This window comes from Streptomyces sp. NPDC043878 (genome assembly GCF_056435735.1).
Genome location: NZ_JBWKDW010000002.1, coordinates 233,367 through 256,874 on the forward strand (window position 1 = coordinate 233,367; position 23,508 = coordinate 256,874).

At 68.4% G+C, this 23,508-nt stretch carries 18 protein-coding genes; 11 read left to right on the forward strand and 7 right to left on the reverse strand.

Going from position 1 to position 23,508, the window contains the following annotated elements; all coding sequences use genetic code 11:
- Positions 1 to 12 precede the first annotated feature (12 nt).
- Entirely contained in the window at positions 13 to 2,712 is a 2,700-nt protein-coding gene (locus AC07AZ_RS04790) for a transglycosylase domain-containing protein (protein WP_478843820.1), read from the reverse strand.
- A 372-nt stretch (positions 2,713 to 3,084) separates the two neighbouring features.
- Here AC07AZ_RS04790 and AC07AZ_RS04795 point away from each other — a divergent pair, with 372 nt between their 5' ends.
- From AC07AZ_RS04795 to AC07AZ_RS04810, 4 genes are all read left to right on the forward strand, one after another.
- Positions 3,085 to 3,765 (forward strand): PadR family transcriptional regulator, encoded by a 681-nt coding sequence (locus tag AC07AZ_RS04795; RefSeq protein WP_478843822.1) that lies wholly within the window; start codon positions 3,085 to 3,087, stop codon positions 3,763 to 3,765.
- 44 nt (positions 3,766 to 3,809) lie between these two features.
- Entirely contained in the window at positions 3,810 to 4,892 is a 1,083-nt protein-coding gene (locus AC07AZ_RS04800) for an inositol-3-phosphate synthase (protein ID WP_356031645.1), read from the forward strand.
- 78 nt (positions 4,893 to 4,970) lie between these two features.
- Positions 4,971 to 6,233 (forward strand): MFS transporter, encoded by a 1,263-nt coding sequence (locus AC07AZ_RS04805; RefSeq protein ID WP_478843824.1) that lies wholly within the window; start codon positions 4,971 to 4,973, stop codon positions 6,231 to 6,233.
- Between the two features lie 123 nt (positions 6,234 to 6,356).
- Positions 6,357 to 6,857: an LppU/SCO3897 family protein gene (locus AC07AZ_RS04810; protein WP_478843826.1), complete on the forward strand. Its 501-nt coding sequence runs from the start codon at positions 6,357 to 6,359 to the stop codon at positions 6,855 to 6,857.
- 158 nt (positions 6,858 to 7,015) lie between these two features.
- On the opposite strand, the gene AC07AZ_RS04815 is transcribed toward AC07AZ_RS04810, so the two are convergent.
- Positions 7,016 to 8,488: a CCA tRNA nucleotidyltransferase gene (locus AC07AZ_RS04815; protein ID WP_478843828.1), complete on the reverse strand. Its 1,473-nt coding sequence runs from the start codon at positions 8,486 to 8,488 to the stop codon at positions 7,016 to 7,018.
- A gap of 268 nt (positions 8,489 to 8,756) precedes the next feature.
- Between AC07AZ_RS04815 and AC07AZ_RS04820 the strand changes: the two genes are divergently transcribed.
- The 7 genes from AC07AZ_RS04820 to trxA all read left to right on the forward strand — a co-directional run bounded on the left by AC07AZ_RS04820 (position 8,757) and on the right by trxA (position 18,458).
- A complete protein-coding gene (locus AC07AZ_RS04820; RefSeq protein WP_478843830.1) occupies positions 8,757 to 11,153 on the forward strand; it encodes a DUF6049 family protein in 2,397 nt (798 codons plus the stop codon).
- A 44-nt stretch (positions 11,154 to 11,197) separates the two neighbouring features.
- Entirely contained in the window at positions 11,198 to 13,435 is a 2,238-nt protein-coding gene (murJ, locus tag AC07AZ_RS04825) for a murein biosynthesis integral membrane protein MurJ (RefSeq protein ID WP_478843831.1), read from the forward strand.
- Positions 13,436 to 13,553: 118 nt separating this feature from the next.
- Positions 13,554 to 15,272: a protein kinase family protein gene (locus AC07AZ_RS04830; protein WP_478843832.1), complete on the forward strand. Its 1,719-nt coding sequence runs from the start codon at positions 13,554 to 13,556 to the stop codon at positions 15,270 to 15,272.
- 31 nt (positions 15,273 to 15,303) lie between these two features.
- A complete protein-coding gene (gene sigM / locus AC07AZ_RS04835) occupies positions 15,304 to 16,029 on the forward strand; it encodes an RNA polymerase sigma factor SigM (RefSeq protein ID WP_478843833.1) in 726 nt (241 codons plus the stop codon).
- Positions 16,026 to 16,946: an anti-sigma factor family protein gene (locus AC07AZ_RS04840; RefSeq protein WP_478843835.1), complete on the forward strand. Its 921-nt coding sequence runs from the start codon at positions 16,026 to 16,028 to the stop codon at positions 16,944 to 16,946. Before sigM ends, AC07AZ_RS04840 begins: the two co-directional genes overlap by 4 nt.
- A 168-nt stretch (positions 16,947 to 17,114) precedes the next feature.
- Positions 17,115 to 18,083: a thioredoxin-disulfide reductase gene (gene trxB / locus AC07AZ_RS04845; protein WP_478843837.1), complete on the forward strand. Its 969-nt coding sequence runs from the start codon at positions 17,115 to 17,117 to the stop codon at positions 18,081 to 18,083.
- Positions 18,084 to 18,125: 42 nt separating this feature from the next.
- Positions 18,126 to 18,458: a thioredoxin gene (trxA, locus tag AC07AZ_RS04850; protein ID WP_007383275.1), complete on the forward strand. Its 333-nt coding sequence runs from the start codon at positions 18,126 to 18,128 to the stop codon at positions 18,456 to 18,458.
- Between the two features lie 117 nt (positions 18,459 to 18,575).
- Here trxA and AC07AZ_RS04855 read toward each other — a convergent pair whose 3' ends face one another.
- The 5 genes from AC07AZ_RS04855 to AC07AZ_RS04875 form a co-directional block, all read right to left on the reverse strand.
- A complete protein-coding gene (locus tag AC07AZ_RS04855; protein ID WP_478843840.1) occupies positions 18,576 to 19,193 on the reverse strand; it encodes a GNAT family N-acetyltransferase in 618 nt (205 codons plus the stop codon).
- A gap of 329 nt (positions 19,194 to 19,522) precedes the next feature.
- Complete coding sequence (locus tag AC07AZ_RS04860) at positions 19,523 to 20,620, reverse strand: ParB/RepB/Spo0J family partition protein (RefSeq protein ID WP_478843842.1); 1,098 nt, start codon at positions 20,618 to 20,620, stop codon at positions 19,523 to 19,525.
- On the reverse strand, positions 20,617 to 21,693 hold the full coding sequence (locus AC07AZ_RS04865) for a ParA family protein (protein WP_478844168.1): 1,077 nt from the start codon (positions 21,691 to 21,693) through the stop codon (positions 20,617 to 20,619). The genes AC07AZ_RS04860 and AC07AZ_RS04865 overlap by 4 nt, the downstream gene beginning before the upstream one ends.
- Positions 21,694 to 22,079: 386 nt before the next feature.
- A complete protein-coding gene (locus AC07AZ_RS04870) occupies positions 22,080 to 22,856 on the reverse strand; it encodes a 16S rRNA (guanine(527)-N(7))-methyltransferase RsmG (RefSeq protein WP_478843844.1) in 777 nt (258 codons plus the stop codon).
- Between the two features lie 127 nt (positions 22,857 to 22,983).
- Entirely contained in the window at positions 22,984 to 23,499 is a 516-nt protein-coding gene (locus AC07AZ_RS04875; RefSeq protein ID WP_478843846.1) for a Jag family protein, read from the reverse strand.
- Positions 23,500 to 23,508: the final 9 nt, after the last annotated feature.

A 23,508-nucleotide genomic window follows, 5' to 3' on the forward strand; every position in this document is an offset into this window, starting at 1 on the left:
GGCTATACGCGACTAACCGGTCGAGCCTCCGAAGATGCCCCCGTTGCCATTGCCTCTGGTGCTGCCGTTCCCGGTCGACTCCGAGGCCGAGGGCGAGGAGGTGACACCTCCGTCGGTGCCGCCGGCGTCCGTCCCACCGGTCTCACCGGGGCACTGGAACTCGAACTGGCACGTCTCGCTCACGGTCGGAGTCGGAGAGGTCACCGTCACGCTCGGCGTCGGCGACGGCGTGGGGGACGGCTTCTGCGTCTCGCTGAACGTGGGCGTGGGAGTCGGGGACGGGACGTCGTTGACGATCTCACCGATGGGTTGGGGAGCAGGGAAGTTCTTCACGGACAGACCCTTCATGGCCTGCTCCATGTAGTCGTGCCAGATCTCGGCCGGGAACGACGCGCCGTGGATCTTCTCCTGGCCACCCGTCCCGTACATCTTCAGGAAGGTGCGGTTCTTCTTGGTCTCGTCGTCGTCGTACCGGAACATGCTGATCGAGGTGGACAGCTGCGGGGTGTAGCCGACGAACCAGGCCGACTTGTTGCCGTCGGTGGTACCGGTCTTGCCGGCCACGTCACGGCCCGCAAGCTGGGCGTTGGTACCGGTGCCCTTCTCGACCACGGTCTTGAGGACGTCGGTGACGTTGTCGGCGACCACGGGCTCGAACGCTTCCCTGCTCACGGTCTTGTGGACGTAGACCGTGCCGTCCGCGCCGGTGACCTTCTTGACGGAGAACGGTTCGCGCTGCTGGCCGCTGGCCGCGAAGGTGGCGTACGCGCCGGCCATCCGGATGGCGCTGGGATCGGAGATGCCGATCGAGAAGGACGGGAAGCTGGTGCCGGTGAGGCTGTCAGGCTTGAGGCCCGCGTCGATGGCGGACTCCTTCACCTTGTCCAGGCCGACGTCCATGCCGAGCTGCACGAAGGCCGAGTTCACCGACTCCCGCATCGCCTCGCGGAGGTCGATCTGGAACTTCGGAGGGCTGCCGTAGGACGCGTTGCCGTCATTGGTCTGCAGCCACTCCTCGCCCTTCTCGTTCTTCCAGACGTTCTTCTGGTAGTCCTCGATCTTCAGCTTGTTCATACCGCTGTACAGGCTCTTCGGGGAGACGACCGTCCGCTCGTCCTGCGCCTGTGACGCGGGACCATCGGGATTGCGTACGCCCCACTTCATCGCCGCGGCGAGCACGAACGGCTTGAAGGTCGAACCGACCTGGGCGCCGGTGACGTCGGCGTTGTCGGTGAAGTGCTTGGTCGCGTCCTCGCCGCCGTAGATGGCCTTGATAGCACCCGTCTCCGGATCCACGGACGCGCCGCCGAACTGGACGTGGGTGTCGGTGCGCGGACGCTTCTTGGGGTCGATGTTGGCCTTCCGGACCTTCTTGACCGCGGCTTCCAGCGCGTTGACCTTCTTCTTGTCGAAGGTCGTGTAGATGGAGTAGCCGCCCCGCTGAAGGTCGGTTTCGGTCAGGTCCGTGTTGTTGACCAGATAGCCCTTGGCCAGGTCGACGAGATAGCCGATCTGACCGCTCAGCCGGGTGTTCGAGCGGGGGTTCTTCCATGAGGGAAGTTTCGTGTACTTGGCCCGCTCCGTCTGGGACAGGTGGCCGTACTCCACCATCTTGTCGAGGGTGTCCTGCATCTGGGCCAGGGCCCGCTTCTGGTTCGCCTGGGGAGTGGCGCCGACCGGGTCGACGGAAGGCATGCCCGCCGGGTCGTAGTACGTGGCGCCCTTCAGCATGGCCGCCAGGAAAGCGCACTCGCCCTCGTTCAGGTTGACGGCTTGCTTGTCGAAGTACGCGCGTGCCGCCGCCTGGAGTCCGAAGGCACCGCGGCCGTAGTACGCCGAGTTGAGGTACCCGGCCATGATCTTGTCCTTCGAGACCGTGGTGCCCACCTTCACCGAGATGAAGATCTCCTTGAACTTCCGGGAGAGGGTCTGCGACTGGTCGTCCAGCCGCGCGTTCTTGACGTACTGCTGGGTGATGGTGGAGCCACCCTGTGTCTGACCACCCCTGGCCATGTTGAAGAAGGCACGTGCGATGCCCTTGGGGTCGATACCGCTGTCAGTCTCGAAGGTCTTGTTCTCCTGCGAGATGACGGCGTACCGCATGGCGGGCGGAATGGACGCGTAGTTGATGATCTGACGGTTCGTCTCTCCACCTGTGGAGACCATCTCGGTGCCGTCGGACCAGTAGAAGACGTTGTTCTGCGCGGTGGCCGCCTTGGCCACGTTCGGAACGCTCACCAGTGCGTACCCGATGCCCGCGACGGCGACCAGACTCCCCATGAAACCGATGAACAGCCCCGTCACGAGCTTCCACGACGGGATCCACCGGCCAACGCCGTACTTCCCCGCGCGCGGGTAGTCGACGAAGCGCTTCTTGGGCGGACCGGCCGAACGCCCTCTGCCCCGGCCGCCGGGACCGTTCGGACCGCCGGGCGCGCCACGCCGGCCGGCGGGCTCGTCCGCCCTGCGACGGCTGCCGCTGCTTCTCTGTGCCGCGCGCCGGGCCTCTGCTCGGCCGCCGGACAGGCGTTCCTCACCTCCCGGCCCATAGGAGTCCGACTCCTGGGAACTCGTCCCATAGGAGTCGGAAAGTGACCCAGTGGCGCCTCGCGGTGCCGCACGGCGGCCGGAGGACGAGCTGGACTGGCCGCGTCGGTTCGCGGCACGTCCGCCTCCCTGCGGCGGCGGCGGTTTGCGACGGTGCTCGCTCATCGAACGACTACTCCTCGGGCAGGCGCACCGTTGCGCGCCTGGAAAAGGCGACTGGTTTCCGGTCCCCCCGAAGTACGGATGCGGTCGGTTCCGCATTCATCCGTACCGCACCGGGGACGAGGACGTCCCCATGCGTCACTCGGTTCCCGGTGGTGTGCATGGCGCACAGACTACGCACCGTCAAAAGCTGCCTAGCGCAGAAGTTCACCCCAAACCAGGCAACTTGCTCGTCACGAGTCAGGGATGTGATCCCGTTCACCCTCTGCTCTCTTGCCGTGATCGGAAGCTCGATCTATCGTGCTGATGTATCGAGTCGATACATCAGCACGGCATAAAGACCGTCACGGAGTCTGCGACAGAGAGGAGGCGACGATGAGCCGGCGTGCCGGAATCCTTGAGTTCGCCGTCCTCGGCCTGCTCCGCGAGTCCCCGATGCACGGCTATGAGCTGCGCAAACGCCTCAACACGTCACTGGGCGTGTTCCGTGCTTTCAGCTACGGGACGCTGTACCCCTGCCTGAAGACCCTGCTTGCCAACGGCTGGTTGATCGAGGAGACGACGAACGTCTCCGAGGACGCCCTCGCCGCACCACTCGCAGGGCGTCGCGCCAAGATCGTCTATCGGTTGACGGCGGAAGGTAAGGAACACTTCGAGGACCTGCTCTCGCAGACGGGGCCCGACGCGTACGAGGACGAACACTTCGCCGCGCGCTTCGCCTTCTTCGGGCAGACGTCACGCGACGTACGCATGCGCGTACTGGAGGGCCGCCGCAGCCGGCTGGAGGAGCGCCTCGAGAAGATGCGCGCCTCCCTGGCGCGCACCCGGGAGCGCCTCGACGACTACACGCTTGAGCTCCAGCGCCATGGGATGGAGTCCGTGGAGCGCGAAGTGCGCTGGCTGAACGAGCTCATCGAAAGTGAGCGGGCGGGCCGGGACCTGAAGGGTCCCGCCCACGGAGGCCCCGCTCGCGACACCACAGAGGGAGCGCCGGGCGTCCTGCCCCGGACCGGGGAAACCCCCGGCCCGGATACGCCCGGCGACACCACCACGTGAGGTCCCTGCCAGGGCCTCACTCGCACACACAGGGAGCAACCGGAATGGGTTCGGTTCGCGTAGCCATCGTCGGCGTGGGCAACTGCGCCGCCTCGCTGGTGCAGGGAGTCGAGTACTACAAGGACGCCGACCCGGCGACCAAGGTACCCGGCCTGATGCACGTCCAGTTCGGCGACTACCACGTCGGTGACGTCGAGTTCGTCGCCGCCTTCGACGTCGACGCGAAGAAGGTCGGTCTCGACCTCTCGGACGCCATCGGTGCCAGCGAGAACAACACCATCAAGATCTGCGACGTCCCGAACAAGGGTGTCACGGTGCAGCGCGGCCACACCCTTGACGGTCTCGGTAAGTACTACCGCATGACCATCGAGGAGTCCGCCGAGGAGCCGGTCGACATCGTCCAGATCCTCAAGGACAAGCAGGTCGACGTTCTCATCTGCTACCTGCCCGTCGGTTCCGAGGACGCGGCGAAGTTCTACGCCCAGTGCGCCATCGACGCCAAGGTCGCCTTCGTCAACGCCCTCCCGGTCTTCATCGCCGGCACCAAGGAGTGGGCGGACAAGTTCACCGAGGCCGGTGTCCCGATCGTCGGTGACGACATCAAGTCGCAGGTCGGCGCCACCATCACGCACCGCGTGATGGCGAAGCTGTTCGAGGACCGCGGTGTCCGTCTCGAGCGCACCATGCAGCTCAACGTGGGCGGCAACATGGACTTCAAGAACATGTTGGAGCGTGACCGCCTCGAGTCCAAGAAGATCTCGAAGACGCAGGCCGTCACCTCACAGATCCCCGACCGCGACATGGGCGAGAAGAACGTCCACATCGGTCCGTCGGACTACGTGGCCTGGCTGGACGACCGCAAGTGGGCCTACGTCCGTCTCGAGGGCCGTGCCTTCGGCGACGTTCCGCTGAACCTCGAGTACAAGCTCGAGGTCTGGGACTCCCCGAACTCCGCGGGTGTCATCATCGACGCCCTGCGCGCCGCGAAGATCGCCAAGGACCGCGGCATCGGCGGCCCGATCCTCTCCGCGTCGAGCTACTTCATGAAGTCCCCGCCGGTCCAGTACTTCGACGACGAGGCCTACGCGAACGTCGAGAAGTTCATCAAGGGCGAGGTCGAGCGCTAGAAGCCGCTCCCTGTACGACCGCTGAGGGCCCCTGGGCGACATGCCCGGGGGCTCTTGCCGTGTGTGAGGCTGTGCCCCATGTCCGTCGTCCGCGACCTGCGCGTCCTGCTCCGCTTCGGGAACTTCCGGCGCCTGCTCGTCGTCCGCCTGTTCTCCCAGGGTGCCGACGGCGTCTACCAGATCGCCCTCGCCGCGCATGTGGTCTTCTCCCCGGAGAAGCAGACCTCGGCTGCCGCGATCGCCTCCGCGATGGCGGTCCTGCTGCTCCCGTACTCCCTCGTGGGCCCGTTCGCCGGCGTCCTGCTGGACCGCTGGCGCCGCCGCCAGGTCTTCCTGTACGGCAACCTGCTGCGTGCCCTGATGGCGTCGGTGACCGCCCTCTTGGTGATCGGTCACGTCCCGGACTGGCTCTTCTACGTCTCCGCGCTGTGCGTCACCGCCGTCAACCGGTTCGTCCTCTCCGGGCTGTCCGCCGCGCTGCCCCGCGTGGTCGACGGCGAACGCCTGGTGATCGCCAATTCCCTTTCCCCCACCGCCGGAACGCTCGCCGCGACCGCGGGCGGCGGCCTCGCCTTCGTCGTCCGACTGGTGTTCGCCGACTCGGACGCCGCCGTGGTCCTGCTGGGCGCAGCCCTGTACCTGTGTGCGGCGCTCGCCTCGCTGCGGATGGCCCCGGAACTGCTGGGCCCCGACCCGGAGTCGGTGCCGCCGCAGCTGGGCACGGCACTCACCGGCGCCGCCCGTGCCCTGGCGGCGGCGCTCAGGCATCTGGCCGCGCCCCCGCGTCGCAGAGCCGCCTGGGCGCTGGCCGCGATGACCCTGATGCGGTTCTGCTACGGCGCCCTGACGGTCATGGTGCTGATGCTCTGCCGGTACGCCCTCTCCTCGGACGCGGAGGAGGGGCTGCGTCTGCTGGGGCTGGCACTGGGCATCTCCGGCGCCGGGTTCTTCGTGGCGGCCATGGTGACGCCCTGGGCCGCGGGACGGCTGGGGGCCGCCCGCTGGATCGTCACCTGCGCCGGCGCCGCCGCGGTGCTGGAACCCGCCCTCGGGCTGCCGTTCGCCACCGTGCCCATGCTGGCCGCGGCGTTCGTGCTGGGTGTGACCACCCAGGGAGCGAAGATCGCGACCGACACCCTGGTGCAGTCCTCGGTCGACGACGGCTTCCGTGGCCGGATCTTCTCGGTCTACGACGTGCTGTTCAACATCGCCTTCGTCGGCGCGGCCTCGGTCGCCGCGCTCGTGCTGCCGCCCGACGGCCGATCCGTGGCCCTGGTGGTCACGATCGCCGTTATCTACGGGATGGTTGCGCTCGGTATGACCCGCTTTATTCGCCAGTAAGTGTCACATCAATGCCACAGAGCCGCTCCTGACCACAGAGTTGTCACAGGGCCCCGGTAACTTACGTGCGTCTTACTTGCGCCATGTGCGCGTCACATACCGATGCTCCAGGGGGACTTCCACGTGACCACTCCGCCGCCTCAGGGTCAGAACCCGTTCGCTCAGGGCCAGCCTCCAGTCGGCCAGCCCCAGGCTCCGTACCCGCCGCAGGGTGGCTACCCGCAGCAGCCCGGTCAGCCGGGGTTCCCTCAGCAGGCCACGGCTCCGTACGCGCCAGTCCCGCCGCAGGCTCCGAGCCGCCGCCCCAAGTTCAAGACCATCAAGAACGTCGTCATCGTCGTCGTGGTTCTCGGCGCGGTCATCGGTGGCTGGATCGCCAGCCGGGACGACGCCGATCACGCCAACGTGGGTGACTGCCTGAAGTCCGCGTCGTCGTCCTCGGACCGCATGGAGGTAGTCGGCTGCGACTCCTCGGACGCGGAGGCCAAGGTCCTCCAGAAGATCAAGGGCCACTACTCGCAGATCACCGCGGAGACCGAGTGCCGCAAGGTCACTGGTGCGACCAGCTTCTACGCCGAGACGGGCGACGGGGACGAGTTCCTGCTGTGCTTGGCGGACGTCTGATCTGACACAGTCCGTTTCTCCCGAGAGTGCTGTTTCACGTGAAACAACATCGGGAGCTACGAACGACAGCAACGCAGAGCGGGGCATGTTTCACGTGAAACATGCCCCGCTCTGCTGTCTACGGTGCGAAGGGCGCCGCCCCTGGACCAACTCCGCCCTCAGACCCGGGCCTTCTGCTCCCACCATTCCTTGAGGGCGGTCACCGCGTCGGCGTGCTCCATCGGCCCGTTCTCCAGCCGCAGTTCCAGCATGTGTTTGTACGCCTGCCCAATAGCCGGGCCGGGACCGATGCCGAGGATCTCCATGATCTGGTTACCGTCCAGGTCCGGACGGATCGCGTCCAGCTCCTCCCGCTCCTGGAGCTGTGCGATCCGCTCTTCAAGACCGTCATAGGCACGGGACAGCGTGGCCGCCTTGCGCTTGTTCCGCGTCGTGCAGTCCGACCGGGTCAGCTTGTGAAGACGGGCGAGCAGCGGCCCCGCGTCACGGACATAACGACGAACCGCCGAGTCCGTCCACTCCCCGGTCCCGTATCCGTGGAAGCGCAGGTGGAGTTCGACGAGCCGCGAGACGTCCTTCACCAGGTCGTTGGAGTACTTCAGCGTCGTCATGCGCTTCTTGGTCATCTTCGCGCCGACCACCTCGTGGTGGTGGAAGGAGACCCGGCCGTCGTCCTCGAACCGACGTGTGCGGGGCTTGCCGATGTCGTGCAGCAGGGCCGCCAGCCGAAGGATGAGGTCGGGGCCGTCCTCCTCCAGCGCCATCGCCTGTTCCAGGACGATCAGCGTGTGCTCGTAGACGTCCTTGTGCCGGTGGTGCTCGTCGCTCTCCAGCCGGAGGGCGGGCAGCTCGGGCAGCACACGATCGGCGAGCCCGGTGTCGACCAGCAGCGTCAGTCCCTTGCGCGGGTGCGCGGAGACGATCAGTTTGTTCAGTTCGTCCCGCACCCGCTCGGCCGAGACGATCTCGATCCGTCCCGCCATGTCCTTCATCGCCCCGACGACCTCGGGAGCCACCTCGAAGTCGAGCTGGGCGGCGAACCGGGCGGCCCGCATCATCCGCAGGGGGTCGTCGGAGAAGGACGCCTCGGGCGTGCCCGGTGTCCGCAGCAGGCGGGCCTCCAGGTCGACGAGCCCTCCGTGCGGGTCGATGAACTCCTTCTCGGGAAGTGCGACGGCCATGGCGTTCACGGTGAAGTCGCGCCGGACGAGGTCCTCCTCGATGGAGTCGCCGTACGCCACCTCGGGCTTGCGCGAGGTGCGGTCGTACGCCTCCGACCGGTAGGTGGTCACCTCGATCTGGAAGGACCTGTCGACGCCCTCGACCCTGGCGTCCTTCTGCACCCCGACCGTGCCGAAGGCGATCCCGACCTCCCACACCGCGTCCGCCCACGGCCGCACGATCTTCAGTACGTCCTCGGGGCGAGCGTCCGTCGTGAAGTCGAGATCGTTGCCGAGCCGGCCGAGCAGCGCGTCGCGGACCGAGCCACCGACCAGGGCGAGCGAGAAGCCGGCCTCCTGGAAGCGGCGGGCGAGGTCGTCGGCGACCGGGGCGACCCTCAGCAGTTCGGTCACCGCACGGTGCTGCACCTGGCTGAGGGCACGGGCGTTGTCTTCGTTGGCGTTCGGCACAACAGAAGAGGGTACGTGGCCCGGGCCACCGCGGGCGCCTCCATTGAACGTACACATCGGCAGCCCTCGACATATCCCCTGCCATCAGCACAAGACATACCTTTGAGACGTACGGCATCTGCTGTCCATACGCGCTCATACAGGGCGGGCCGGCCTGGTTTCCCGATCTTGTGGCAGAGTCCGCGGCACTTCCCCTCAGCGGGCATCGTTACCATGCGTGGACGCACATTCCGACGACCACTGACGACGACGAGGGACGGACGAGCGCGTGGCCGAGGCGGCAGACTTCCCGGGGACGAGTCCCTCACCTGCCCGCCGGTGGCTCCGGCGCACCGGAGTACTTCTGGCCGGGGCGCCCCTGCTGGCCGGTCTTCTCCAGCTGCCCGCCGCCCCCACCGCACTCGCCGTGGAACCGGCCTCCCCGAAAGCCGTCGCCGGATCGGGGACGGTGGCCGTCGCCCTCGACACGCTCAGCCCGTCCACCCCGACGGACGGGGACACCCTGACGGTGTCCGGGACCGTGACCAACACCGGCAGGCAGGCGGTCACCGGCGCCCATGTCGGGCTGCGGCTGGGGTCCGTGCTGAACACCCGCTCCGCCATCGACGACATCTCCAGGGACAGCACCGACCTGCAGACAGCCACCGGCACGGAGGTCGGCGGCAGTTACGTCGAGAAGTTCGCCAAACTCGCACCCGGCGTCGCACAGTCCTTCTCCATCCGCGTCCCGGTCGACAAGCTGGACCTCGGCGGCGACGGGGTCTACCCGCTCTCCGTCTCCCTGTCCGGACAGACGTCCGCCCAGCCGTGGGACCAGTTGCTGGGCATCCAACGGACGTTCCTGCCGTGGCAGCCGGAAGAGGCCGACACCAGGACCAGGACGACGTACCTGTGGCCGTTGGTCTCCACCGTCCACATGACGGCGCAGACCCGGTCGAACGAACAGCAGACCCCGGTCTTCCTCAACGAGGATCTCGCCGCGGAGATCTCCCCCGGTGGCCGCCTGGACGAGCTGCTGTCCCTGGGCAAGGACCTCGACGTCACCTGGGTGATCGACCCGAACCTGCTCGCGTCGGTCGACGCGATGACGCACAACTACCAAGTCCTGGCCGAGGACGGCACCACCACGGCGGGCACCCACCAGGCGGTCGCCAAGCAGTGGCTCGCCGACCTCCAGGCGGCGGTGAAGAACAAGGAGGTGGTAGCCCTCCCCTTCGCCGACCCCGACCTGGCGTCCCTCGCGCACAACGGCACGCGGGTCACCGGTTCCCTGAGCCACCTCAAGGAAGCCACCGACGTCGTCACCAACACGGTCGAGCCGATCCTCCACACCGAGCCGACCACCGACTTCGCGTGGCCCGTGGACGGTGCCGTGGACCCCTCGATCGTCAAGGTGGCCACCTCCGCCGGCGCCGACAAACTGATCGCGCGCAGCGACAGCCTCCAGGAGACCGGCGGCCTGCCCTACACCCCGTCCGCGGCGCGCCCCATCGGCGGTGGCACCACGGCGGTCGTGGCGGACGCCCGCCTGTCGACCGCGTTCCAGGGAGACCTGATCAAGGCCTCGTCCGGCACCCTCGCCGTGCAGGCCTTCCTGGCGCAGAGCCTCGCCCTCAACGGCCAGACGGACAAGCAGCGCAGCATCGTCGTCGCACCGCAGCGCATGCCCACCGCACGCCAGGCGCAGGCGATGGCCGAGGCGATCACCGCGCTCCAGGACGGGAACTGGTCCGAGTCCCAGGAACTCTCGGCGGCCGCTTCCGCCAAGCCGGACCCCGGTGCCACCACGAGGGTGCCGTCGATGTCCGCGTACCCCTCCTCACTGCGCAAGCGGGAGCTGCCGCGAGCGGCGTTCGAGGAGATCGCGAGCACGCAGGACGAACTCGACAGCTTCAAGGTGATCCTCACCGACCAGTCCCGTGTGGTGACCCCCTTCGGGCGGGCCATGAACCGGGCGATGTCCACCTCGTGGCGTGGCCTCGCGACCGAGGCCGCCGCCTACCGCACCGGCGTGAAGACCTACCTCGACGGTCTGACCGGCCAGGTCAAGCTGATCGACAAGTCCGACACCAAGCTCTCCGGCCGCAGCGCCACGATCCCCGTGACGGTGCAGAACAACCTGGTGCAGGGCGTCGGACACCTCAGGCTGCGGCTCACCTCGACGAGCCCGCGCCTGGAGATCGGCGGCGACTCCTTCGACGAACAGCCCGTCACGGTGTCCGGCGGACACAGCCAGACAGTGAAGTTCACCACCACCGCCAAGGCCAACGGCCAGGCCGCGGTGGTCGCGCAGCTGTACACCGAGGACGGCCAGAAGTACGGCGAGCCGGTCACCTTCGATGTGAAGGTCACCGAGTTCACGGCCACCGTGATGCTGGTCATCGGCGGCGGCTTCCTCCTCCTGGTGCTCGCCGGCTTCCGGATGTACACGCACCGTAAGCGTGCCGCGGCGCGGGAGGCCGAGGAGGCCGGTCCGGACGGCCCGGACGAGGCGGGAGAGGCCGAGGACGACGCACGGAACCCCGAGGGGCCCGAGGACCGTCCAGAGGAGGAGTCGGGCATCCGGCCCGGGGCGGAGGCCCCGGAGCAGCCGAGTGACCCGACAGCTGACACCCCAGCGGAAAGCACGGACCCGTCCGGCACGGGTGAGAGAGTGGACCGTTGAGGATGTCGTGGCCGGTGGGCCCGGGACGATGAGGTGGGGTAACCATGAACGCGCCGTACGACGGTGACCGCGGCCGGGCCGCGGACAGCCCGGGCCACCCCGAGGGCCCGCCGCCCGAGCACGGCCAGGTACCTCCGCAGTCTCCCGCGGACATGTACCTCCAGGACGCCTACGACCAGGACCCCTACCGGGCACAGGACCTCTACGCCCAGGACCCGGTCGCCGAGGCGCTCTACGACCGTGCCGCGCATCCCCCGCCGCCGCCGGGCACGTACCCGCCGCAGCAGCAGCTGTACGCCCAGCCGCCCCAGTCGCCGTACGCCCCCGACCCCCGCGTGTGGGCCCAGACCCCGCCGCCCGAGCCGGAGGGCCCGACCCAGTACCTGCCCTACGGCGACGACCCCCGGACGACCCAGTTCGTCGGGGTGGACGACCTGGTCACCGGGGCGGGCGAGGAGCACCACGAGCCCGACGCCTTCGCGCATCTCTTCCGTGACCAGCAGCAGGGCGGACAGGCGCCCTCCGCGGACGCCCCTGCGGTGCCCGGCCCGGCCGCCGCACCGGCTCCCGGCCAGGACCGGCCGGCACCGTCCCCACCCGCGGCAGACACGAGGCCGGCATCCGCGCCCGCCGCTCCTGCCGCGAAGCGGGGCGGTCGCGCCACGGGCCTGCTGAAGTCGAGCGCCGTGATGGCGGCGGGCACGATGGTCTCGCGCCTCACCGGCTTCGTCCGTTCCGCTCTGATCGTCTCCGCCCTCGGCACCGCCCTGCTGGGCGACACCTTCCAGGTCGCCTACCAGCTCCCGACGATGATCTACATCCTCACCGTCGGCGGCGGCCTCAACTCGGTCTTCGTCCCGCAGCTCGTGCGGGCCATGAAGGAGGACGACGACGGTGGCGAGGCGTTCGCCAACCGCCTGCTGACGCTGGTCATGGTGGCGCTCGGACTGCTCACCGCCCTGGCGATGTTCGCCGCCCCGCTCCTCGTCCAGGTGCTGTCGAACCCGGTCGCCAGCGATCCCGCGGCCGACGACGTGGCCATCACCTTCACCCGCTACTTCCTGCCCTCGATCTTCTTCATGGGCATTCACGTGGTGATGGGCCAGGTCCTCAACGCCCGCGGCAAGTTCGGCGCGATGATGTGGACCCCGGTCCTCAACAACATCGTCATCATCGTGACGCTCGGCATGTTCCTCTGGGTGTACGGCACCTCGGCCGACTCCGGCATGGACGTGGCGAACATTCCGCCGCAGGGCCAGCGGCTCCTCGGGGTCGGCATCCTCCTCGGCCTTGTCGTGCAGGCCCTGGCGATGATCCCGTACCTGCGGGAGACCGGCTTCCGACTGCGTCTGCGTTTCGACTGGAAGGGTCACGGCCTCGGCAAGGCGGCGATGCTCGCCAAGTGGACGATCCTCTTCGTCCTCGCCAACCAGGCCGGCGCGCTCGTCGTCACCCAGCTGGCCACCGCTTCGGTCTCGGACACGAACATCGCCGGTACAGGCTTCAGTGCCTACGCCAACGCCCAGCTCATCTGGGGCCTGCCGCAGGCCATCATCACCGTCTCCCTGATGGCGGCGCTGCTGCCGCGCATCTCCCGCTCGGCGGCCGAGGGAGACGGCGGCGCGGTCCGCGACGACATCTCCCAGGGGCTGCGCACGACCGCCGTCGCCATCGTGCCCATCGCCTTCGGCTTCCTCGCGCTCGGCATCCCGATGTGCACCCTGATCTTCGGCTCGTCCGGCACCCGCGCCGCCACCAACATGGGCTTCATGCTGATGGCGTTCGGCCTCGGCCTGATCCCCTACTCCGTGCAGTACGTCGTCCTGCGGGCCTTCTACGCCTACGAGGACACCCGAACTCCCTTCTACAACACGGTCATCGTGGCCGCGGTCAACGCGGGTGCCTCGGCGCTGTGTTTCTTCGTCCTGCCGGCCCGCTGGGCGGTGGTCGGCATGTCCGCCGCGTACGGTCTCGCCTACGCGATCGGGGTCGGTGTCGCCTGGAACCGGCTGCGCAAGCGGCTGGGCGGCGACCTGGACGGCTCGCGCGTGCTGCGCACGTACGCCAGGCTCTGCCTCGCCTCGGTGCCCGCGGCGCTGCTGAGCGGCGCGGCCTGCTACGGCATCGGGCACACGCTCGGTCAGGGCGTCGCCGGCTCGCTCGCCGCGCTGTTGGTGGGCGGGGCGGTACTGCTCGGGATCTTCTTCGTCGTGGCCCGGCGCCTGCGGATCGAGGAGCTGAACTCGCTGGTCGGTATGGTCCGTGGGCGCCTGGGGCGTTGAGGCCGGGGTAGGCGCACAACCATCGGCCGCCACCGTGTGTCGTGCATAGCGGCAGACTGTGGGCACAATTGGATTCGGCGTCGCACGGCGCGCAACGGATGGGGAGGCAGGAACGACGGTGGCGGAACGGAGCACGGCTGCCGTCGACGTGGCAGACAACAGCGGTGACAAGCCGCTGACCGCCAAGGCGGACCAGTCCACGGCCGACGGGGAGGCCCAGAACCGGGAGCGGGACACGGACGACGTCGAGGCACAGGGGAGTGGCGGGACCGAACGTCCCGGGAAGGCCTCACCACCCGAACTGCACAGCGGACACAAGCTCGCCGGGCGATACCGCCTGGAGGAGTGCGTCACCCGTCTGGACGGTTTCAGCAGTTGGCGTGCCGTCGACGAGAAACTTCGCCGAGCGGTCGGTGTCCACCTTCTCCCCGCGGACCACACCAGGGCCCGTTCGGTACTCGCGGCGGCACGCTCCTCGGCGTTGCTCGGCGACCCCCGTTTCGTCCAGGTCCTCGACGCCGTCGAGGAGGACGACCTCGTCTACGTCGTCCACGAGTGGCTCCCCGACGCCACCGAACTGACCGCTCTCCTCGCCGCCGGCCCGCTGGAGGTGTACGACGCCTACCAGATGGTCAGCCAGGTGGCTGCGGCCATGGCCGCGGCCCACCGGGAGGGCCTGGCACATCTGCGCCTGAACCCGAACGCGATCCTGCGCACCTCCAGCGGTCAGTGGCGCATCCGCGGCCTGGCCGTCAACGCCGCGCTGCGCGGCGTCAGTTCCGACACTCCACAGCGCACCGACACGGAGGCGATCGGCGCCCTGCTGTACGCGGCGCTCACCCAGCGCTGGCCGTACGAGAGTGACGCCTACGGGCTGTCGGGGCTGCCGAAGGACGTCGGTCTGATCGCTCCCGACCAGGTGCGCGCGGGTGTGCACCGCGGCCTGTCCGAGCTGTCCATGCGGGCACTCGCCAACGACGGCGCCACCGCCTCCCGGCACGAGTCCCCGTGCACCACACCGGAGGAACTGGTGAAGGCGATCGGCGAGATGCCGCGCATCCGCCCGCCGGAGCCGGCGTTCACCGCCCCGCCCGAGTACCAGCGCACGACGTACCAGCAGGGCACCTACGGCCGTCCCGTCGCCCATCCGCACGCCGCGCAGCCGGCACCGACACCGCCGGCCCCACTGCAGAGCCGCACCGGGAAGGCTCTCAAGTGGGCCGTGTCGGCGCTGCTCATCGCCGCACTGGGCCTCGGCAGCTGGCAGCTGGCGGACGCCCTCATGGATCAGAGCAACCAGTCCGAGGACACCGACAAGACGCAGACCAACGACGGCCACGACAAGAACAGCGACAAGACCAGGCCGGTCCGCACCCTCGCCATCAAGGGAGCCCAGGAGTACGTCGCGAGCGGTTCGGCCCAGGCGGCCGGCGACGTCGGCAAGACATACGACAACGACAGCTCCACCTACTGGCGCACCAAGCGCTTCCTCCAGGGACCCGAACTGGCCCCTTACAAGCCGGGCGTAGGCATCGTCTACGACCTCGGCTCGGCGCAGAACGTCTCGGCCGCGTCGATAGGGCTCCGATACAGCGGCGACCACACGACGATCGTGCTGTACGCCACGGACTCGCTGACCCCTTCCACGGGCGTCGACGGAATGAAGCAGATCGGAACCGCCACCGGCACCGACACCTCTCTGAAGGTGAAGGCGTCCAAGTCGGTCAAGACGCAGTTCGTACTGTTGTGGGTCACCGCTGTACCCAACGCCCCCAGCGACGGCTACAGCAGTGCCGGCTACAAGCAGGCCGTCACCGACGTGAAGTTCACCGGCTGAGGGCTCACCGCACACCAGGGGAGGGGGTCCGATGGCAGATGGCAACGCATACGGCGACACCAGCGATCAGGACCTCCTAGCCCGTCATGTGGACGGCGACCCCAACGCCTTCGGCGAGCTCGTCCGGCGCCACCGCGACCGGCTGTGGGCGGTGGCCCTGCGCACCCTCGGCGACCGCGAGGAAGCCGCTGACGCCGTGCAGGACGCACTCGTCTCCGCCTACCGGGCCGCGCACACCTTCCGCGGCCAGTCGGCCGTCACGACGTGGCTGCACCGCATCACGGTGAACGCATGTCTCGACCGGGCCCGCAAGGCCGCTTCCCGCAAGACGTCTCCGGTCGACGACACCGAGCGGCTGGAACAGCTGCTGGAACCCCACGAGGCGGCCTCCGCGCCGGCGGAACGCAACGATCTGCACCGGCAGCTCATCGAGGCACTCGGCACCCTTCCGCCCGACCAGCGGGCCGCCCTCGTCCTCGTGGACATGCAGGGCTACCCGGTCGCCGAGGCCGCACGGGTTCTCGACGTCCCCACGGGCACGGTGAAGAGCCGATGCGCGCGCGGCAGAGCCAGGCTCCTCCCCCTCCTCACCCATCTGCGGCCGGAAAAAACAGATGACGGCAAGGAACCGTCCGCAGGACGGAACCGGGCGCAGGGGACATCCGTCCCACCCGCAGCGGGACAGCACCCCGTGAGTCCGCCGGGTGCGGGGCCAAGCGATTCGACTGCTGTGAAGGGCGGAGGTGGGCGAGCGTGACGTCCACGACGGGCACGGCCGGGCATCCGGACGTCACGGAGATCTCCGACCTCACCGAAGGCCTGCTCCCGCCGTCCCGGACCGCGGACGTACGACAGCATGTGGACGGATGCGATCTCTGCGCCGACACTCTCGCGTCGCTGGAGGAGATCCGGGGACTCCTCGGGACACTGCCTGGCCCGACACGCATGCCGGACGATGTCGCGGGGCGGATCGACGCCGCGCTCGCGGCCGAGCCCCTGCTCGACGCCACCGCGCCCGACGGGGTGGAGACACCCCGGCCTGCCGTCTCCCCGACCTCCCTCTCCGCCATGGACGAGGACACCTCTGTTTCACGTGAAACATCGCCCACCACCGACCGCCCCGCAGGCCGTGCCCACATCTCGACCACCGGCCCCGGCCGCAAGGGCAGGCGCGGCAGGCGCCGCCGGGCCGCCGTCCTGGGGGCCGTCTTCACCGCCGCCGCCCTGGGACTCGGATCCCTGCTGCTCTCCTCACTCAACGACGGCAACCCGTCGCCCCCTCAAGCACACGGTCGGCAGTCCGCCTCGGACACCTTCTCCAAGGAAGCACTGGGGGACCAGGTCGCCGGTCTCCTCGCCCGGAACAGCGCCTCAGTGAGCGGCTCCCACACCTCCCACAGCCTCGGAGTCGAGGGCAACGCCGTCACCGACTCCCCCAGGACCCTCAAGCAGCCAGCCGTCCCCGGATGCGTCCAGAAGGGCATCGGCCGCGACGACTCGGCCCTCGCCACCGAGGACGGGACCTACCAGGGCAAGCACGCGGTGCTGGTGGTGCTGCCGGACCCTTCCGACACCACCCGGGTCACGGCGTACATCGTGGACGCGACGTGCGTGGACCACCCGGCGTCCGCCACTGCCACGGTTCTGCTGAAGCAGTCCTACACCCGCTCCTGAACCCGCACGCTTCGTCTCCACTCCCCGTGGCATCTCGTCCGGTGGCGGTTCCCGTGTGCCCCGACACAACGGGAATGCGCGCCCCTTAGGATCCGTTGGGTCGGATGAGAGTTCCGAAAGGCACTCCCACCGGACCTACGACGTAGTCCAGAGACGAGGAATCAGGCCGTGAGCGACGTCCGTAACGTGATCATCATCGGCTCCGGGCCCGCCGGCTACACGGCGGCGCTCTACACCGCGCGCGCGTCGCTGAAGCCGCTGGTGTTCGAGGGCGCCGTGACCGCGGGTGGTGCGCTGATGAACACCACCGAGGTGGAGAACTTCCCCGGCTTCCAGGACGGCATCATGGGCCCCGAGCTCATGGACAACATGCGCGCCCAGGCCGAGCGCTTCGGTGCCGAGCTCATCCCCGACGATGTCGTCGACGTCGACCTCACCGGTGAGATCAAGACCGTCACCGACACCGCGGGCACGGTCCACAAGGCCAAGGCCGTCATCGTCACCACCGGCTCCCAGCACCGCAAGCTCGGTCTGCCCAACGAGGACGCCCTCTCCGGACGTGGCGTCTCGTGGTGCGCCACCTGTGACGGTTTCTTCTTCCGGGAGCAGGACATCGCCGTGATCGGTGGCGGTGACACCGCGATGGAGGAGGCCACCTTCCTCTCGCGGTTCGCCAAGTCCGTGACGATCGTCCATCGCCGGGACACCCTGCGCGCGTCCAAGACGATGCAGGAGCGCGCCTTCGCCGACCCGAAGATCAAGTTCGTCTGGGACAGCGAAGTCACCGCGGTCCAGGGTGAACAGAAGCTCGCGGGCCTGACCCTGCGCAACCTCAAGACCGGCGAGCTCTCGGAGCTCCCGGTGACCGGCCTGTTCATCGCGATCGGCCACGACCCCCGCACCGAGCTGTTCAAGGGCCAGCTGGACCTGGACGACGAGGGCTACCTGAAGGTGCAGGCGCCCTCGACCCGGACGAACCTGACCGGCGTCTTCGGCGCGGGTGATGTCGTCGACCACACCTACCGGCAGGCGATCACCGCCGCCGGCACCGGCTGCTCCGCCGCTCTCGACGCTGAGCGTTTCCTCGCCGCCCTGGCGGACGAGGAGAAGGCCGAGCCCGAGAAGACCGCTGTCTGACCCCCATCCGCCCCACCGCACGAACAAGTTAAGGAGCCCGCCGTGGCCGGCACCCTGAAGAATGTGACTGACGACTCCTTCGAGCAGGACGTCCTGAAGAGCGACAAGCCCGTCCTGGTGGACTTCTGGGCCGCCTGGTGCGGTCCGTGCCGTCAGATCGCGCCCTCGCTCGAGGCGATCGCCGCCGAGTACGGCGACAAGATCGAGATCGTCAAGCTCAACATCGACGAGAACCCGGGTACGGCCGCCAAGTACGGCGTCATGTCCATCCCGACCCTGAACGTGTACCAGGGTGGCGAGGTCGCCAAGACCATCGTCGGTGCGAAGCCGAAGGCGGCGATTGTCCGCGACCTCGAGGACTTCATCGCCGAGTGACGTTTCACGTGAAACGCGAATGGGCCGACCCTGCGGGTCGGCCCATTCGCTTTGCCGCGGACTGTGCCGCCTGCGGCAAGAGACACACTGGATCGTGCGGGAGAGGCGTTGCCCCGCTCAGAGGGGACGGAGTGCCGGTTCCTTCTGCACGGCTCCCAGCAGCCGGTCCAGGGCCATCTCGACGTCTTCTTTCCAGGAGAGCGTGGAGCGGAGTTCCAGCCTCAGCCGCGGGTAGGCGGGATGAGTCCGGACCGTCTTGAAGCCCACAGCCAGAAGATGGTCGGCGGGCAGCACACAGGCGGGCTCTTTCCAGCGGGCATCGCCGAAGGCCTCGATCGCCTTGAAGCCGCGCCGGAGCAGATCCTTGGCGACCGTCTGGACCATCACCCGGCCCAGCCCCTGCCCCTGGTAGCCCGGCATGATGAACGAATTCATCAACTGCACGGCGTCGGGTGAGACCGGGCTCGTGGGGAAGGCCGTCGAGCGAGGGACGTAGGCGGGCGGCGCGTACAGGACGTAACCCACTGGCACGTCGTCGACGTATACGACCCGGCCGCAGGACCCCCAGTCCAGCAGGACAGCGGAGATCCATGCCTCCTTCTCCAGAACGGAGGTGCCCGTCTTTACCGCGGCCTCACCGCTGACGGGATCCAGCTCCCAGAAGACACATGAACGACAGCGCTTGGGAAGGTCCGCAAGGTTGTCCAGCGTGAGCGGTACGAGCCGGCGCCCCATGAAGGCTGTTCCTCGCTTCCTTCGCCCGCCGCGTCGCGGGCGGCCGTCAGAGCGTTCCTTTCCCTGAGCAGGCTGCCGACGAACCCGCCGACGGCGCCCAGTCCCAGGCCTGCGCTCACCAGTCCCGTGCGACTCACCGTTCGCATGGCCCCTGTCTCCCCTCACAGGTGCGGCCGGGTGGATGGTGCCCTACCTCAACGCATCGTATCCACGATGGGATTCCATCGAAACCGCCTCACAGCAAAGAGCGGGTCGTATCCGATCTGCACCGGACACGACCCGCTCCCGCGTTTGACGAACGATGTCGACCACCGCCTCGCGAGGGGGACTCAGTCCTGGGTCTCCTCGGAGTCGTCGTCCAGGAGGCTCCTCTGGAGGACCGGTCCCTCACCCGGGGCGAGGGAGCTAAGGATCCGCTCAAGGTCTTCCATGGAGGCGAACTCGACGGTGATCTTGCCCTTTCTCTGGCCCAGATCGACCTTCACCCGCGTCTCGAAGCGGTCCGAGAGACGGGTCGCCAGATCGGTCAGAGCCGGCGAGACCAGCGCCCCGGCCCGCGGACCCTTGGAACGCTGAGCCGACTGCGGCCGCGACCCCATGAGGGTCACGATCTCCTCCACAGCACGCACCGAGAGGCCCTCGGCCACGATGCGGTGCGCCAGACGGTCCTGCTCCTCCGAGTCGTCGACGGACAGCAGGGCCCGGGCGTGACCGGCGGACAGCACACCCGCGGCGACCCGGCGCTGAACCGACAGCGAGAGCTTCAGCAGACGCAGGGTGTTGGAGACCTGCGGGCGGGAGCGGCCGATGCGGTCCGCCAGCTGGTCGTGCGTGCAGTTGAAGTCCTTCAGCAACTGGTCGTAGGCCGCGGCCTCCTCCAGCGGGTTCAGCTGAGCCCGGTGCAGGTTCTCCAGCAGCGCGTCCAGAAGAAGCTTCTCGTCCTCGGTGGCGCGGACGATCGCCGGGATCGCGTCGAGCCCCGCCTCCCGGCATGCCCGCCAGCGCCGTTCACCCATGATGAGCTCGTACCGCGCGGGACCGAGCTGTCGGACGACGACCGGCTGGAGGAGACCGACCTCACGGATGGAGGTGACGAGTTCCTGCAGCGCGTCCTCGTCGAAGACCTCACGGGGCTGCCGTGGGTTCGGCGTGATGTAGTCGAGCGGAAGCTCCGCGAAGTGGGCGCCGACCGGAGGAGGAAGAGTCTCCACCACATCGGCGGGCGCCGGCTCCTCGACGTCATGAGCGACCGGCGACAGTGTGGCCACCTTCGCCGCGGCCACTCCACGCTCGGCCGTCAGTACCGGGACCGCCGCCGGGGACGCGGAACCTCCGACGATCGCGGCCTGAGCCACCGACTTCTCCGTCGGGGCAGCAGGGATCAGTGCCCCGAGGCCACGGCCCAGACCCCTCCGTCGCTCACTCACTGGATGCCCTCCACCATGCTCGGGTCGCCCTGTGCGCCGATGTGGGCGTGCGCCGCTTCGTAGCTGACGCCAACCCCCCTCAGCGCGATTTCTCGTGCCGCCTCAAGGTAGGACAGGGCACCGCTCGATCCGGGATCGTAGGTCAGTACCGTCTGGCCGTAGCTCGGTGCCTCGGAGATACGGACCGAGCGGGGAATGCTCGTCCGCAGCACCTCGTCACCGAAGTGGGTGCGCACCTCGTCGGCGACCTGAGACGCAAGGCGCGTCCGGCCGTCGTACATGGTGAGCAGGATCGTCGACACATGCAGGCCGGGGTTGAGGTGCCCCCGCACCAGGTCGACGTTGCGCAGCAGTTGCCCCAGGCCCTCCAGCGCGTAGTACTCGCACTGGATCGGGATGAGAACTTCCTGTCCGGCCACCAGCGCGTTGACGGTCAGCAGACCGAGCGACGGCGGGCAGTCGATGAGGATGTAGTCCAGCGGCTGCTCATACGCCTGGATCGCCCGCTCCAGCCGGCTCTCCCGTGCCACCAAGGACACCAGCTCGATCTCCGCACCGGCAAGATCGATCGTGGCGGGGGCACAGAACAGACCCTCGACGTCCGGAACCGGCTGCACGACTTCGGCGAGCGGCCTGCTGTCGACCAGGACGTCGTAGATGGACGGGACCTCGGCGTGATGGTCGATGCCCAGCGCGGTGGACGCGTTGCCCTGTGGGTCGAGGTCGATCACCAGGACACGTGCGCCGTGCAGGGCCAGCGAGGCCGCAAGGTTGACGGTCGTCGTCGTCTTGCCCACCCCGCCCTTCTGGTTGGCGACGACCATGACCCGGGTCTGGTCGGGCCGCGGCAGACCTTCACCGGCGCGGCCTAGAGCCTCGACCGCCAGTTGGGCAGCACGACCGATCGGAGTGTCGTCCATCGGAGGCGGTGTTTCACGTGAAACATCGTCCCCCAACGTCGACTCGGTACGGGGACCGGGGACCGGGTCGGTCATCGGTCCCGCGATGTTGGCGTCGGACCGCAAGGATTCACTCTCCTCGACTTCAGGCTCGCAATGAACAGAGCCTCCCATGTCTTCGGGGTGGTGAACCAGTGAGGCCTGTTGTTCTGTGGAGAAATCCACCTCTGTGGACAACTCCGTGCCCCCTGGGGGGGACGAAGAGTCGTTGGAAGCCGGGCCCCCGCCAAGAGAACCAAGAGGCTTGCGATCGCGGGGTTCGGCCGCAGCGCGGCCCCGGCTGATGATGCCGTGCAGCAGTGAGCGACGTTTCACGTGAAACACGATGCACAGCGCCGGGTACGGAACTGCCGCGACACTCCGGCATGCGTAGGTTTGACACCTTGTGTGGAGTACGTCTCGTCGTCAGGACGGATCAGCGCTCACAACACCCAGAAGACTGAGACGAACGCCACGACGGCAGGAACACCCGCCGGAAAGACTGCGACACAGATTTCTGATCACTGGCCACGGCGTCGCCGTGTCCGACCCGTCCGCGCGGCCTTGGCCCGCTTGGCGGCGAACCGCACGCCTCCGGGGCTCTCCCCGACCTCGACCCGCACCACTGTGGACAGCGGGTCCACCACACCCTCACCTACATGGAGGACAGAGGTCGTCACGGCACCGAGCTTGCTGAGGGCGGTGGCCGAGGTCTTCAGCTCCTCCTCCGCGGTGTCACCCTTGAGCGCCAGCATCTCGCCGTAGGGACGCAACAGCGGAATCCCCCAGCCGGCCAGCCGGTCCAGCGGGGCCACGGCTCGCGCCGTCACCACATGGACGGGGTTCAGCTTGCCCATGACCTCCTCGGCACGTCCGCGCACGACCGTCACGTGATGCAGGCCCAGCAGCTCGACCTCCTCGGCACGTCCGCGCACGACCGTCACGTGATGCAGGCCCAGCAGCTCGACCACCTCGGTCAGGAAGGTCGTACGGCGCAGCAGGGGCTCGAGGAGCGTGATCTTCAGGTCCTCGCGGACGAGCGCCAGCGGGATGCCGGGCAGGCCGGCGCCCGACCCCACGTCGCACACCGTCACGCCCTCCGGAACGACCTCCGAGAGCACCGCGCAGTTCAGCAGGTGCCGCTCCCACAGGCGCGGCACCTCACGCGGGCCGATCAGCCCTCGCTGCACTCCCGCCTCAGCGAGCAGCTCCGCGTACCGCACCGCATCCGCGAAGCGGTCACCGAACACCTCACGCGCCTGCTCGGGCGCGGGGGGAAGCTCCGCTGCCTCCGTCACGGGGGGACCGTCCTTCCGTACTGCGTCGGCACACCGGGCACCCACGCCTGAACCACCAGAACTATCAGGCTGACAAAGCTCGGCCCCGCCTGCGCAACAGACGGGGCCGGAGAAACGTACGGACCGATCAGGCGGGCAGCACAACGACGAACCGCTGCGGCTCCTCGCCCTCGGACTCGCTGCGCAGGCCCGCGGCCTTGATCGCGTCGTGCACGACCTTGCGCTCGAACGGCGTCATCGGCTTCAGCTTCACGGACTCACCGCTGCTGCGGACCTCGGCCGCCGCCTTGGCACCCAGCTCGGAGAGTTCCGCGCGCTTCTTCGCCCGGTAGCCCGCGATGTCCAGCATCAGCCGGCTGCGGTCCCCGGTCTCCCGGTGCACCGCCAGGCGCGTGAGCTCCTGGAGTGCCTCCAGCACCTCGCCGTCCCGCCCGACCAGCTTCTGCAGGTCTCGGCCGCTCGCGTCGCTGATGATCGAGACAGCGGCACGGTCGGCTTCGACATCCATGTCGATGTCACCGTCGAGGTCGGCGATGTCCAGCAGACCCTCGAGGTAGTCCGCCGCGATCTCCCCCTCCTGCTCCAGGCGGGAAAGGGTGTCTACACCCTCGGCAGCGGCGGAGGTGGTGGTGCCTTCCGTCACGGGATGGAC